14 protein-coding genes, 1 pseudogene and 1 riboswitch are annotated in these 12427 nt (G+C 72.6%); of the genes and pseudogenes, 13 read left to right on the top strand and 2 right to left on the bottom strand.

All coding sequences use genetic code 11. The features are described from left to right. The first annotated feature begins 346 nt into the window (after positions 1-346). The 5 genes and pseudogenes from CD790_RS37050 to CD790_RS32260 form a co-directional block, all read left to right on the top strand. Complete coding sequence (locus CD790_RS37050) at positions 347-427, top strand: putative leader peptide (RefSeq protein ID WP_350203226.1); 81 nt, start codon at positions 347-349, stop codon at positions 425-427. A gap of 218 nt (positions 428-645) precedes the next feature. Further along, the gene (locus tag CD790_RS32275) at positions 646-1485 is read left to right on the top strand and encodes a sulfurtransferase (RefSeq protein WP_144386940.1); all 840 of its coding nucleotides are present in this window, start codon (positions 646-648) and stop codon (positions 1483-1485) included. 78 nt (positions 1486-1563) lie between these two features. After that, positions 1564-1851 carry a DUF1416 domain-containing protein gene (locus tag CD790_RS32270; protein WP_144386939.1) on the top strand — a complete coding sequence of 96 codons (288 nt, stop codon included), beginning with the start codon at positions 1564-1566 and terminating at the stop codon, positions 1849-1851. Between the two features lie 257 nt (positions 1852-2108). After that, positions 2109-3821 carry a D-alanyl-D-alanine carboxypeptidase/D-alanyl-D-alanine-endopeptidase gene (gene dacB / locus CD790_RS32265; RefSeq protein ID WP_260868051.1) on the top strand — a complete coding sequence of 571 codons (1713 nt, stop codon included), beginning with the start codon at positions 2109-2111 and terminating at the stop codon, positions 3819-3821. A gap of 35 nt (positions 3822-3856) precedes the next feature. Then, positions 3857-4123: pseudogene (locus CD790_RS32260) on the top strand (DUF3099 domain-containing protein); the annotation flags it as partial. Positions 4124-4227: 104 nt separating this feature from the next. On the opposite strand, the gene CD790_RS32255 reads toward CD790_RS32260, so the two are convergent. Further along, positions 4228-4593, bottom strand: a complete 366-nt coding sequence (locus CD790_RS32255; protein WP_144386937.1) for a DsrE family protein — start codon at positions 4591-4593, stop codon at positions 4228-4230. Positions 4594-4863: 270 nt separating this feature from the next. Between CD790_RS32255 and CD790_RS32245 the strand changes: the two genes are divergently transcribed. The 6 genes from CD790_RS32245 to CD790_RS32220 all read left to right on the top strand — a co-directional run bounded on the left by CD790_RS32245 (position 4864) and on the right by CD790_RS32220 (position 10264). Next, positions 4864-5436, top strand: coding sequence for an FABP family protein (locus CD790_RS32245; RefSeq protein ID WP_144386935.1), 573 nt, complete (start codon positions 4864-4866; stop codon positions 5434-5436). Beyond that, positions 5424-5566: riboswitch (cobalamin riboswitch) on the top strand. It overlaps the preceding gene by 13 nt. A 146-nt stretch (positions 5567-5712) precedes the next feature. After that, a complete protein-coding gene (locus CD790_RS32240; RefSeq protein ID WP_144386934.1) occupies positions 5713-6798 on the top strand; it encodes an iron ABC transporter permease in 1086 nt (361 codons plus the stop codon). Positions 6799-6922: 124 nt separating this feature from the next. After that, positions 6923-7696 carry an ABC transporter ATP-binding protein gene (locus CD790_RS32235; RefSeq protein ID WP_186319367.1) on the top strand — a complete coding sequence of 258 codons (774 nt, stop codon included), beginning with the start codon at positions 6923-6925 and terminating at the stop codon, positions 7694-7696. 70 nt (positions 7697-7766) lie between these two features. Then, positions 7767-8810 (top strand): ABC transporter substrate-binding protein, encoded by a 1044-nt coding sequence (locus CD790_RS32230; protein ID WP_186319365.1) that lies wholly within the window; start codon positions 7767-7769, stop codon positions 8808-8810. A gap of 19 nt (positions 8811-8829) precedes the next feature. After that, positions 8830-9288 carry a Fur family transcriptional regulator gene (locus CD790_RS32225; protein ID WP_144386933.1) on the top strand — a complete coding sequence of 153 codons (459 nt, stop codon included), beginning with the start codon at positions 8830-8832 and terminating at the stop codon, positions 9286-9288. A 10-nt stretch (positions 9289-9298) separates the two neighbouring features. Beyond that, on the top strand, positions 9299-10264 hold the full coding sequence (locus CD790_RS32220; RefSeq protein WP_144386932.1) for a folate-binding protein YgfZ: 966 nt from the start codon (positions 9299-9301) through the stop codon (positions 10262-10264). A 19-nt stretch (positions 10265-10283) separates the two neighbouring features. Here the strand turns inward: CD790_RS32220 and dtd are convergent, their stop codons facing one another. Further along, positions 10284-10709, bottom strand: a complete 426-nt coding sequence (gene dtd / locus CD790_RS32215) for a D-aminoacyl-tRNA deacylase (protein ID WP_144386931.1) — start codon at positions 10707-10709, stop codon at positions 10284-10286. 141 nt (positions 10710-10850) lie between these two features. Here dtd and CD790_RS32210 point away from each other — a divergent pair, with 141 nt between their 5' ends. Together CD790_RS32210 and CD790_RS32205 are read left to right on the top strand one after the other, a co-directional pair. Then, positions 10851-11357: an aerial mycelium formation protein gene (locus CD790_RS32210; protein ID WP_144386930.1), complete on the top strand. Its 507-nt coding sequence runs from the start codon at positions 10851-10853 to the stop codon at positions 11355-11357. Between the two features lie 104 nt (positions 11358-11461). Beyond that, complete coding sequence (locus CD790_RS32205) at positions 11462-12427, top strand: asparaginase (RefSeq protein WP_144386929.1); 966 nt, start codon at positions 11462-11464, stop codon at positions 12425-12427.

Below are 12427 nucleotides of genomic sequence, written 5' to 3'. Positions count from 1 at the left end.
CGCAGACCACCCCTCGGAAATCCGTTCTCAAAATCCGGACACACTCCCGCGGTCGGGGGACGGCGGGAGCGGCCGGGGGCGCAGGGGCGGAGAAGTCCGGGACGCTGTCGCATATTTGTGGGCAAAGAGGGGGCGCCGCCGCGGCACGGGGTCGTCGCCCGTAAATATGCGGTCCCGGACCTCCGCCCTGGAGCCCCCGGCCCGGCACCACGGCTCACGCGCTCCGAGGCCGGCACAGCCGGCCCGCCACCCCCGCACGCACGACGATCCCGCAGAGCGGACGATCGCATCTCACCATTTGACACACCGGTGACATGCCCGCCGATCCGTCCCTACGATCGGCCCTATGAAGCGACAGGCGGATCTCACGAAGCGGCGGGCAGTCGATCTGTGCCGTGTCGCCGCCATGCTCTGTCGCACCGTCTGACGGGGCTGTGCGCTTCACGCCGCACCCGCCGCCCCCTCGCCCGTTCAGGGCCTCCCCGCATATCGCTCGCGCAGGGCGCGCGGCCGAATCGCCGCCGTCGCCATACCGTCGCGTACCGCAAGGCCCGTACCGCAGGGCCCGCACAAGGCCCGTACCGCAAGGCCCGCTCGCAGGGACCGTACCGCCCGTACCGCCGCAACTGCCCCGGAGGAGAGAACATGAGCCGCAGTGACGTCCTGGTGGACGCCGACTGGGTCCAGGACCGCATCGACGACCCGAAGACGGTCATCGTGGAGGTCGACGAGGACACCTCGGCCTACGACAAGAACCACATCAAGAACGCCATCCGCATCGACTGGAAGAAGGACCTCCAGGACCCGGTGCGCCGCGACTTCGTGGACCAGGCCGGCTTCGAGAAGCTGCTGTCCGCCAAGGGCATCGCCAACGACGACACGGTCGTCCTCTACGGCGGCAACAACAACTGGTTCGCGGCGTACGCCTATTGGTACTTCAAGCTCTACGGGCACCAGGACGTCAGGCTTCTCGACGGCGGCCGCAAGAAGTGGGAGCTGGACTCCCGCGACCTGGTCGCCGAGGTCCCCGAGCGGGCGGCGACCGAGTACACGGCCCAGCCCCAGGACTCCTCCATCCGCGCCTTCCGCGACGACGTGGTGGCGGCGATCGGCTCGCTGAACCTGGTCGACGTGCGCTCCCCCGACGAGTTCTCCGGCAAGCTGCTGGCCCCGGCCCACCTGCCGCAGGAGCAGTCGCAGCGCCCGGGCCACGTGCCCACCGCCCGCAACATCCCGTGGTCCAAGTCGGCCAACGACGACGGCACCTTCAAGTCCGACGAGCAGCTCAAGGCCCTCTACGAGGGCGAGGGCGTCGACCTGTCGAAGGACACCATCGCCTACTGCCGCATCGGCGAGCGCTCCGCGCACACCTGGTTCGTACTGCACGAGCTGCTCGGCCAGACCAACGTCAAGAACTACGACGGCTCCTGGACCGAGTACGGCTCCCTGGTCGGCGTGCCGATCGAGCTCGGCGCCAACGCCTGATCGCTCCCCTCCCTCCTCCCCCTCCCCCCTCCCCCCTCCCCCCTCCCTCGCGAGAACAGCGAACCAAAGGAACGTCACATGTGTGGAGCACAGGCAGGCGGCCCCGACGCCTCGACCATCAAGCCCGGTGAGACCACGATCCAGGGATCGGTGACCCGCGACGGCGAGCCCGTGGCCGGTTACGTCCGCCTCCTGGACAGCACCGGCGAGTTCACCGCGGAGGTCCCCACCTCCGCGACCGGACAGTTCCGCTTCTACGCCGCCGAGGGCACCTGGACCGTGCGTGCACTGGTCCCGGGCGCCACGGCGGACCGCACCGTCGTCGCCCAGCAGGGCGGCCTGGCGGAGGTCGCGATCGCCGTCTGAGTCTGGTCCCGGCTCGACGGACACGAGGGCCGCACCCCTGGGGTTGGACAGCTCGCAGCGGGGTGCGGCCCTCGGCATGCCGTCGTTCGGACACGCCGGGACGGGCGAGCCGGGCCGGAGGCGTCCCCCCGTCAGCCATGACCTGTCAGCCATGACCCGTCAGCCATGACCCGTCAGCCATGACGCGTCAGCCATATGATCGGCACGCCTCCATGTGACCCGGGTCACTTTTCCTTACGTTGGTGACCGTGCCAACAGTGAGAAGACCCAGGTCCCGGCGGTGCCGACTCCTCACCGCGTGCTGCGCCCTGCTGTTCACGGCCCTGACGCCGGGCGTAGCCCAGGCCGCGGCCCAGCTCCAGGCCGGGGTTCCCATCCAGGGCCCAACCCCAACCTCGACCTCGACCTCGACCCCGACCTCGGTCGAGGCCCCCGCGGTGCGCCCCCTCGACCCGCGGATCACCGAGATCATGCGGAAGCCCGCGTACCGGCACGCCCTGTGGGGGCTCTACCAGAAGCGCCCGGAGACCGGCGAGGTGCTCCACTCCGAGCTCGCCGACCGCTTCTTCCTCCCGGGCTCCACGGCCAAGCTCTTCAGCGTCTCCGGGGCCTGGCACACCCTCGGCGGCGACCACCGCTTCGTCACCCCGGTGCACGCCGTCGGCACCCGGCGCGGCTCCACCCTGGAGGGCGACCTGGACCTGGTCGCCCAGGGGGACCTCACGATGGGCGGGCGGACCCGCCCGGACGGCACCGTCGCCTTCACCGACGTCGACCACACGTACGCCAACGACGTCCCCGGCGCCACGCTCACCCCGGAGAACCCGCTGGCGGGCCTCGACGAGATCGCGCGGCAGGTGCGGGACGCCGGCATCACCCGCGTCGAGGGCGATGTGATCATCGATGACCGGCTCTTCGAACGGGAGCCGGTGTTCGACCCGGTCCCCACCCCGCTGATCATCAACGACAACGTCATCGACCTGCTGACCACGCCCGGGGCGAGCCCCGGCGACCCGGCCCGGCTGGACTGGCGGCCGCGGGTCGCCCCGTACCAGGTCACCTCCTCGGTCCGTACGGTCGCGGCCGGCGAGCCCACGAACATCACCGTGACCGCCTCCGAGGACGGCACCCGGATCCGGCTCTCCGGCACCATCGCCGCCGACTCCGACCCGGTGCTGCGGATCTCCGAGATCGCCGACCCGGCGGCCTTCGGCCGCACCGCGCTGATCGAGGCGTTGGGCCGGGCCGGAGTGACGGTGACGGCGGACGCGGTCGGCCCCAACCCGGCCGACCGGCTGCCCGCCGACTACCAGGGCGATCCGCGTGTGGCCGCGTACACCTCGCCGCCGTACGCCGAGTACGCCAAGCTGATCCTCAAGGTCAGCCACAACCTGGGCGCCAACCTGGCGATCTGCCTGATGGCGGTGAGCACCGGCAGCCACGACTGCATGGCCGGCTTCCCGGTGCTGGCCCGCTTCCTGGAGGGGGCGGGCGTGGACCCGACCCAGATCCAGCTGTTGGACGGCCGGGGCGGCAACCCGGTGGACCGGGCCACCCCGCTGGCCGAGGCGCAGTTGCTGGAGTACTGGCTCCGTACGGACGAGGCCACCCGCTTCCGGGAGGCGCTGCCGATCCTCGGCGTCGACGGCACCCTCGCCGACTCCTGCCGCGACTGCCCCGCCCGCGGCAAGGTCTTCGCCAAGACGGGCACGGTCGCCGGCTACGACGCGCTGAACGACCGGCTGGCGGTCGGCGCCGAGACCATCGCCGGCTACCTGGAGACCGGCGACGGCCACTACGACGTCTTCTACGCGGGGGTGAACGGCGCCGCCACGCCGACCGCCGACATCTCCGGCGTGCTGGACATCGCCAACGACCTGGCCCTGATCGCCGCCTATCTCCAGGAGGACGCCAGCCCGCCCCAGGAGGAGTCCGGCCGGCCCCGGGAGGACGCCGACCAGGGGACGTAGCCGCCGCGGAGCGTTACAGAACGCGCTCGCGGTCGTACGCTGAAGGCATGTACGCGCGACGGCGGCGCGCCTACTTCTTCATGATGGGCGCGTGTCTGACGCTCTTCATCACGGCCTGGGCCGTGGTACGGCTGTGGTCGGTCCCGGTCGCCGTCGGCATGTGCGTGGTGGCCATGGTCATCCCGCCGCTGGCCGCGATCGTGGCCAACCGCAGGGGGCCGGACGACCGGTGGTGGGACGAGACCGGGGACCGGCAGTCGGACGAGTGGTGGCGCGAGCTGGACCGCCGTGAGCCGCGCTGAGCCACCCGCGTGAGCCGGCGGCTGAGCCACCCGCGTGGACCACGGCGCGGAACGACCGCGGCCCGGCCGCCGTCAGCGCACGAGCGACCGCGGACCGGCCGCCGTCAGTAGACGAGCGACCGCACCCCGTCCGGCATGATCTCGCTGACGAAGACCTGCGCCCCGGCGATCCGCGCGCCCTCGATGAGGTCCTTCTCCTCGATGCCGCGCCGGGCCGCGCACTGCGTACAGAGCGTGATCTTGCCGCCGCCCGCCAGGATCCCGTCGATCAGGTCCGGCAGCGGCGCCGCGTGCGGCAGCTCGAACTCCGCCGCCCGCCCCGGCAGCGCGAACCACGAGGACTCCCCGGTCAGCCAGAGCGAGACCTCGACGCCACTGGCCACGGCGACCGCCGCCACCGTGAACGCCTGGGAGCACCGCTCGGGCGCGTCGGCCCCCGCCGTCACCTTGATCACCAGCTTCTTCGCCATATCCGCACTGTAGTGCGCGCGGGGCGCGCGCCGACGGGGCGCACCTCACGGTGTCGCGAGACCGGTGCCGACTAGACTTGGGCACGGTCCGTAACACCTCATCCCCCGAGGAGCACGCTCGTGCTTGAGGCAGTCTTCACCGCCCTGATGGTCCTGGTCGCCGTGGCCACGCTCGGCTTCGTCGGCCTGACCTGGAAGAAGCTCTACCAGGGCCAGCGCTGATCCCGCCGCAGCCCGCCGCCCACCCCGACTCACAGATCGCCTGAGTTCATGATCGAGATTCCGTCCGACCTCCACCCGGACCTCGTGCCCCTCGCCTTCCTCCTCGGCAACTGGCAGGGCGTCGGCGTCGCCGACTTCCCCGGCTCCGAGAAGTGCAACTTCGGCCAGGAGGTGACCTTCACCCACGACGGCCGGGACTTCCTGGAGTACGTCTCGCACAGCTGGGCGCTCGACGCCGAGGGCAACAAGGTCCGCCCGCTGGAGACCGAGTCCGGGTACTGGCGCATCGACAAGGAACGCAAGGTCGAGATCGTGATGATCCGCGACCAGGGCGTGGTCGAGGTCTGGTACGGCGAGCTGGCGGACAAGAAGCCGCAGATCGACCTGGTCACCGACGCCGTCGCGCGCACCGCGGCCTCCGGCCCGTACTCCGGCGGCAAGCGGCTGTACGGCTACGTCAAGAGCGACCTGATGTGGGTGGGCGAGAAGGCCACCCCCGAGGTGCCGCTGCGGCCGTACATGTCGGCGCACCTGAAGAAGGTCGTCACCCCCGAGGAGGTCGCGGAGATGGCCCGCAACCTCGGCGACCTGCCGGACGACGGCATCGCCTTCTTCCGCTGACGCACCACCGATCCACCCACCGCCACCACGGGGGAAGTCCGGTCCGAGTCCGGCGCTGACCCGCAACGGTAGGCGGCACCCCCCGTGGGCGCCGCGAGCCCGATCACCCGTGGTGGCGTTGCTCCTGACAACTCGCCGTGGACTGCGAGGGGAACGACGCCGGCGCGCCGTACGCGAGGACAGCGCACCCGGACCGCTCCTCGGCACGTACGGGACGCGGCCCGAGCGGAAAGCGACGGCGCCGCGGTGACACCTCCGAGCATCAGCCCGAGCCCGATGACGACGGAAGCGCCGGTGGCGGGCGAGGGCGCCGACGGCGCACCGGCGCGGCGGCTGCCGTTACCGCCCCTCGTGGCCGGCCTCTCCCTCGCTCTGCTGGCCTCCCTCGTCTGCGGCGTGGGACTGGGCGCGGCGGGGCTGTCCTGGGCCGAGGTGCTGCGTCATCTGCGCGCCGGGCTGACCGGGGCCACCATCGGGCGGGACGAGGTGGCCGCGTACACGATCGTCTGGGAGCTGCGCTTCCCGCGGGCGGTGCTGGCCGCCGTGGTCGGGGCCGGGCTCGCGGCCATCGGGGTGGCCGTGCAGGCCATGGTCCGCAACGCGCTCGCCGACCCGTTCGTGCTGGGCATCTCCTCCGGGGCCGCCGTCGGAGCCAACGCGGTGCTGCTGTTCGGGGCCTTCTCGGGGCTCGGCCTCTGGGCGCTCTCCGCCTCGTCCTTCGTCTCCGCGCTGGCCGCGATGGCGCTGGTGTACGCGGTGGCCCGCTCGCCGCACGGGCTGACCCCGCTGCGGCTGGTGCTCACCGGCTCCGCCATGTACTACGGCTTCTCGGCCATCACCACCCTCATGGTCTTCACGGCCAACCGCGGAGAGGCGGCCCGCTCCGCGCTGATGTGGCTGATGGGCAGCCTGAGCGGCGCCAGTTGGGCCTCGGTGCCGATCGCCGCCGTCGCCGTGCTGGCCGGACTGGCCCATCTGGGCTACTCCGCCCGCCGGCTCAACGCGCTGGCCATGGGCGACGAGACGGCGGCGGCGCTGGGGGTGGACGGCCGCCGGCTGCGCGCCGAGCTGTTCCTGGTGACCGCCGCCGTCACCGGGGCCGTGGTGGCCGTCAGCGGAGCGATCGGGTTCGTCGGGCTGATGGTCCCGCACATCGCCCGGATGCTGGTCGGCGCCGACCACCGCCGGCTGCTGGCCGTGGCCCCGCTGCTCGGCGCGGTGCTGCTGGTGTGGGTCGACATCCTCTCCCGGGTGCTGCTGGCCCCGGTCGAGCTCCCGCTCGGGGTCATCACCGCCGTCCTGGGCGTGCCGTGCTTCGTGCTGCTGATGCGCCGCCGGGGCTACACCTTCGGAGGTGCGTGATGCGCCTCGCCACGCCCTCCGCCAGCGCCCGGCCCGCCGCGCCCGGGGTCGCCCGCCGGGCGGCGCCCGCCACCCTTCGGCCGGGCCCCTCCCCCGCCATCCCCCGCCCCCATGGAGGTGCCTGATGCGGGTCGACATCGACGGGCTCGGCGTCGAGATCGCCGGAGCGCGACTCGTCCGGGACGTGGCGCTGCGGGCCGGCAGCGGGCAGCTGGTGGGACTGGTCGGGCCGAACGGGAGCGGCAAGTCCACCCTGCTGCGCTGCGTCTACCGGGCGCTGCGGCCGGCCGCCGGGACGGTGCGGCTGGACGGGGAGGACCTGTGGGCGATGAGCCCCCGGGAGAGCGCCCGGCGGCTGGCCGCGCTGCCGCAGGAGTCGAGCAGCGAGTTCGACTTCACCGTGGCCGAGGTGGTCGCCATGGGCCGGCTGCCGCACCAGAGCGGCGCCGGCCGGACCACCGCCGCCGACCGGGAGGCGTGCGCCGCAGCGCTGCGTCGGGTCGCCGCCGACCACCTGGCCGGCCGCGGCTTCCTCACCCTCTCCGGCGGCGAGCGGCAGCGGGTGCTGATCGCCCGCGCGCTCGCCCAGCAGCCGCGGGTGCTGGTGCTGGACGAGCCGACCAACCACCTGGACATCGCCCAGCAGCTGGAGGTGCTGGCGCTGGTGCGGGACAGCCGGCTGACCGTGCTCACCGCCCTGCACGACCTCAACCTGGCCGCCGTCCACTGCGACCTGCTGTACGTCATCGCGCGGGGCCGGATCGTCGCCTCAGGCGCCCCGCACGACGTGCTCACGCCCGAGCTGCTCGCCGAGGTCTTCGGGGTGCGCGCGCACCGCGTGCCGCACCCGGAGTCCGGGGCCGTGCAGCTGCTCTTCGACCGGCTGCCCGCGGGCTGACCACCCCGCCCCGCCGAGTCCGCCCCCCGCCCGTGCCCACCGCCCCTCCGCGCCCCCAGACGAGGACCCCATGACCTTGCGCAGCCACGCCCTGCCCGCCGCCCTGACGCTCGCCCTCGCGCTCGCCCTGACCGGGTGCGGCGCCGATGTGGCGGACGACAAGCCGTCCGCGGCGGACTCCGCGAAGGACCGCCCGGTCACCGTCGAGAACTGCGGCAGGAAGGTCACCTACGACCGGGTCCCCGAGCGGGTGGTCACCAACGACGTCGGCATCACCGAGATCATGTTCGCGCTCGGCCTGGAGGACCACATGGCCGGCTATGTGATGGGGGACGACCGGGGCGACCTGGAGGACATCCCCTGGAAGGGCGGCTACGACAGGGTCGAGCGGCTCTCCGACAAGGAGATCAACCGGGAGCTGGTCCTGGACGCCGGGGCCGACATGGTCTTCGCCGGTTGGAACTACGGCTTCGGCGAGGGCAACGGCTTCACCCCCGCGGCCCTGAAGAAGGTCGGCGTCGACTCCTACGTCCTCACCGAGTCCTGCCGCAACGGCGGCGACGGCAAGGCGCGCGGCGTGATGTCACCGCTGGAGGCGCTCTACACCGACCTGGACAACCTCGGGAAGGTCTTCCATGTGGAGGACCGGGCCACCGCGCTGATCGCGAAGTTCAGGAAGCAGGTCGCCGACGCCCAGGCGGACCTTCCGGCGGCGGGCGACCGTCCCACCGTCTTCCTGTACGACGCCGGCGAGGACAAGCCGTTCACCTCCGGCCGCTACGCTGGGCCGCACGACATCATCACCAAGGCCGGCGGCGACCACGTCATGAAGGACCTCGAGGACTCCTGGACCACGGTCGGCTGGGAGAGCGTGGTCGAGCGGGACCCCGAGGTCATCGTGATCAACGACTACGGCGACACCACCGCCGAGCAGAAGAGGAAGTTCCTCAAGAGCTACCCGCCGCTGCGGAACGTGTCGGCGGTCAGGAACGACCGGATATTCGTCCTCGACTACGTCGACCTGGTGGAGAGCCCCCGCAACCCTGCCGCCATCGCCACCCTGGCCGACTATCTCAAGGGTGTGCGGGAGACGAACCGCGAACACGGGGGCTGATCCTGCCTACACTGGGCGGGTGGCGAGTACCGACTGGAAATCCGATCTGCGGGAGCGCGGATACCGCCTGACCCCGCAGCGCCAGCTCGTTTTGGAGGCCGTCGAGCGCCTCGGGCACGCCACCCCCGACGACATCCTCACCGAGGTGCGCCGCACCGCCAGCGGGATCAACATCTCCACGGTCTACCGCACCCTGGAGCTGCTCCAGGAGCTGGGGCTGGTCAGCCACGCCCACCTCGGCCCCGGCGCGCCCACGTACCACCTGGCGGACCGGCACCACCACATCCACCTGGTGTGCCGGGACTGCACGGACGTGATCGAAGCCGATCTGTCGGTGACCGAGGAGTTCGCCTCCCAGCTGCGCGACACCTTCGGCTTCGAGACCGATCTCAAGCACTTCGCGATCTACGGCCGGTGCGCCGACTGCGCCGCCAAGAGCGGCCGGCGGCCGGGACGGGGCCCGGACGCCAAGTCGTAGGCTGTGCTGCATGAAGAGCCCTTTGCTGTCGCTGCCCGGCGCCGTCCCCGGCGAGGGCCCCGACGAAGGTGTCGCCGCGCACTACGGCGACCTGTTCCGTGAGCAGCGCGCGCTCGCCGACGGCACCGGTTTCGTGGACCTCTCGCACCGCGGGGTGGTCACGGTCAGCGGTGCCGACCGGCTGAGCTGGCTGCATCTGCTGCTCACCCAGCACGTCAGCGAACTCCCCCCGGGCCAGGCCACCGAGGCGCTGGTCCTCTCCGCGCACGGCCACATCGAGCACGCCCTCTACCTGGTCGACGACGGCGAGACGACCTGGGCCCATGTGGAGCCCGACACCCAGGGCGCGCTGATCGCCTATCTGGAGAGCATGAAGTTCTTCTACCGGGTGGAGATCGCCGACCGCACCGACGCCTGTGCCGTGGTGCACCTGCCGGCCGGCTCCATCGCCACCGCACCGCCGGACGCGGTGGTGCGCGAGACCGCCCACGGCCGCGATCTCTTCCTGCCGCGCGCGGAGCTGGAGTCCTTCGCCGCGGCCCACGGCCCGGCCGCCGGCATGCTGGCGTACGAGGCGCTGCGCGTGGAGGCGCACCGGCCGCGGGTGGGCATGGAGACCGACCACCGCACCATCCCGCACGAGCTGGGTTGGATCGGCACCGCCGTCCACCTCCAGAAGGGCTGCTACCGCGGCCAGGAGACCGTCGCGCGGGTGCAGAACCTGGGCAAGCCGCCGCGCCGGCTGGTCTTTCTGCACCTGGACGGCAGCGAGGTGAAGCTGCCGGGGCACGGCGCGCCGGTGCGGCTGGCCGCCGACGGCGAGGAGGGCCGCCAGCTCGGCTTCGTCACCACCTCCGCCCGCCACCACGAACTGGGCCCGATCGCGCTGGCGCTGGTGAAGCGGAACGTTCCGGTGGACGCCCCGCTGATCGTGGACACCACGGCGGCGGCCCAGGAGGTCGTCGTAGAGCCGTAGCCCGGCTACGTCGCCTGTACTACACCTCGATCAGCACGGTGAACGGGCCGTTGTTCGTGAGCGAGACCCGCATGGACGCTCCGAAGCGGCCCGTCTCCACCTGCGCTCCCAGGGCCCGCAACCGGGCCACCACCTCGTCGACGAGCGGCTCGGCGACCTCGCCGGGCGCGGCCGCGTTCCAGGTGGGGCGCCGACCCTTACGGGCGTCGCCGTAGAGGGTGAACTGGCTGATGACCAACAGCGGGGCGGAGATGTCCGAGCATGACTTCTCGTCCTCCAGAATGCGTACCGTCCACAGTTTGCGGGCCAGTTGAGCGGCCTTCTCCGCGGTGTCCTCGTGGGTCACCCCCACCAGCACGCACAGCCCCTGACCAGCGATCTCGCCGACCGTCTCGCCGTCGACGACGACGCTCGCCCCGTCCACTCTCTGTACCACAGCACGCATGGGCACCATCATGCCTGCGTGCCACAGGGCACCGCCTCCGCGCATGCCTATGCGCGCCCCTGACGCAGAGTGGCACGATGCGTGCTGCCAGTGCGTGACGAGGCCACGCGGCCGGGGCGCGTGGCGAGGGGACGGAGAGCCATGAGTACGACAACCGACGACGAGCGGCGCCTGGACGGCCTGCACCTCGCCGAGCTGCGCAAGCTACGGCGCGGCTCCCAGCGGGAGGAGGCCGACCTCAGCTATGTGCGCCGGCTGCTCCAGGGCCGGATCGACATCCTCCGCGCGGAGTTGGGCCACCGCTCGGTGGCCTCGGTCCCGGCGCAGCCGGTGCTGGACCGGCTGCCGGAGATCCTGGCGGACGAGCCCTCGCGGCAGCGGACCTCCGCGCGCCATGTGACGCTCGGCACCCCGCGCAGCGAGGAGTACCGGCGGCTGGCCGACGCGATGCTCGCCGAGGTCGAGCTCTCCGACCTGCGCGCCCGCACCGACGAGGAGCTGCACGGCGCGATGGGGCGGCTGATGAGCTACGAGCAGCAGGTTTCGCGGCGGCGTCAGCAGCTCCAGCACACGGCGGACGGTTGCAGTGCCGAGATCGCGCGCAGGTACCGTGAGGGAGAAGCACAAGTAGACGACCTGCTCGCCTGACCCGTCGGCCCCGCGCGGCGCGCGGCTCCGTACGGAGGGCGGGGTCTCCCGCTCCGCTCGGCGGCCCCGGGGGCAGGTCGCGCACCACCCCCGGAAGGCCGACGATGACCTCCTCCAGCACCGCCACCGCCATACGCCCGGTCCTCGCCGAGGTCGTACGCTCCGGCTTCGTCGAGGGCCACCACCGCGGGTCGCTGGTGGTGCTGGCGGCCGACGGCGGCGTCGAGCTGGCGCTGGGCGACCCGGACGCGCCGGTCTTCCCGCGCTCCGCCAACAAGCCGATGCAGGCGGCCGCGGTGCTGCGGGCCGGTCTGGAGCTGTCCGGGGAGCGGCTGGCGCTGGCCGCCGGGAGCCACTCCGGAGAACCGTTCCACCTGGCGCTGGTGGAGAAGATGCTGGCCGAGTTCGAGCTCCCCGCCACCGCCCTGCAGACCCCGCCCGACCTGCCGCTGGACCCGGTCGAGGCGGAGAGCTACCTGGCGGCGGGCCGGGTCCGGGACCCGCTGACCATGAACTGCTCCGGCAAGCACGCGGCCATGCTCGCCGCCTGCGCCGTGGCCGGCTGGCCGCGACAGAGCTACCTCGACCCCGCCCACCCGCTGCAGCAGCTGACCCGGGAGGTCGTGGAGGCGGCCGGCGGCGAGCGGGTGACCCATGTGGGCACCGACGGCTGCGGCGCCCCGCTGATGGCGCTGAGCCTCACCGGGCTGGCCCGCGCCTTCCGCTCCTTCGTGCTCGCCGACCCGGGCACCCCCGAGCGTCGGGTGGCCGACGCGATGCGGGCGCACCCCGAGTACGTCGCCGGCACCCGCCGCCCCGACACCTGGCTGATGCGCGAGCTCCCCGGCACCCTCGCCAAGATGGGCGCCGAGGCGGTCCAGGCCGTGGCCCTCCCCGACGGCCGGGCCCTCGCGTTCAAGGTCGACGACGGCGCCACCCGCGCCCTGGGCCCCGTCCTGGCCCGCGCCCTGGCCCACCTCGGCGTCTCCTCCCCGGTCCTCGCCCGCATCGGCGACGCCCCGCTGCTGGGCGGCGGCGAACGCGTGGGCGAGATCCGCGCGGCGTTCTGA

Source organism: Streptomyces sp. SAJ15 (genome assembly GCF_007595705.1).
Taxonomy (GTDB): Bacteria; Actinomycetota; Actinomycetes; order Streptomycetales; family Streptomycetaceae; genus Streptomyces.
This window is presented reverse-complemented; position numbering and strand designations above follow the sequence as displayed.

Coding starts and splice junctions, on each gene's coding strand:
- CD790_RS37050 (WP_350203226.1), top strand. CDS start 347: ATGAAGCGACAGGCGGATCTCACGAAGCGGCGGGCAGTCGATCTGTGC.
- CD790_RS32275 (WP_144386940.1), top strand. CDS start 646: ATGAGCCGCAGTGACGTCCTGGTGGACGCCGACTGGGTCCAGGACCGC.
- CD790_RS32270 (WP_144386939.1), top strand. CDS start 1,564: ATGTGTGGAGCACAGGCAGGCGGCCCCGACGCCTCGACCATCAAGCCC.
- CD790_RS32255 (WP_144386937.1), bottom strand. CDS start 4,593: ATGGCGAAGAAGCTGGTGATCAAGGTGACGGCGGGGGCCGACGCGCCC.
- CD790_RS32245 (WP_144386935.1), top strand. CDS start 4,864: ATGATCGAGATTCCGTCCGACCTCCACCCGGACCTCGTGCCCCTCGCC.
- CD790_RS32240 (WP_144386934.1), top strand. CDS start 5,713: ATGACGACGGAAGCGCCGGTGGCGGGCGAGGGCGCCGACGGCGCACCG.
- CD790_RS32235 (WP_186319367.1), top strand. CDS start 6,923: ATGCGGGTCGACATCGACGGGCTCGGCGTCGAGATCGCCGGAGCGCGA.
- CD790_RS32230 (WP_186319365.1), top strand. CDS start 7,767: ATGACCTTGCGCAGCCACGCCCTGCCCGCCGCCCTGACGCTCGCCCTC.
- CD790_RS32220 (WP_144386932.1), top strand. CDS start 9,299: ATGAAGAGCCCTTTGCTGTCGCTGCCCGGCGCCGTCCCCGGCGAGGGC.
- dtd (WP_144386931.1), bottom strand. CDS start 10,709: ATGCGTGCTGTGGTACAGAGAGTGGACGGGGCGAGCGTCGTCGTCGAC.
- CD790_RS32210 (WP_144386930.1), top strand. CDS start 10,851: ATGAGTACGACAACCGACGACGAGCGGCGCCTGGACGGCCTGCACCTC.
- CD790_RS32205 (WP_144386929.1), top strand. CDS start 11,462: ATGACCTCCTCCAGCACCGCCACCGCCATACGCCCGGTCCTCGCCGAG.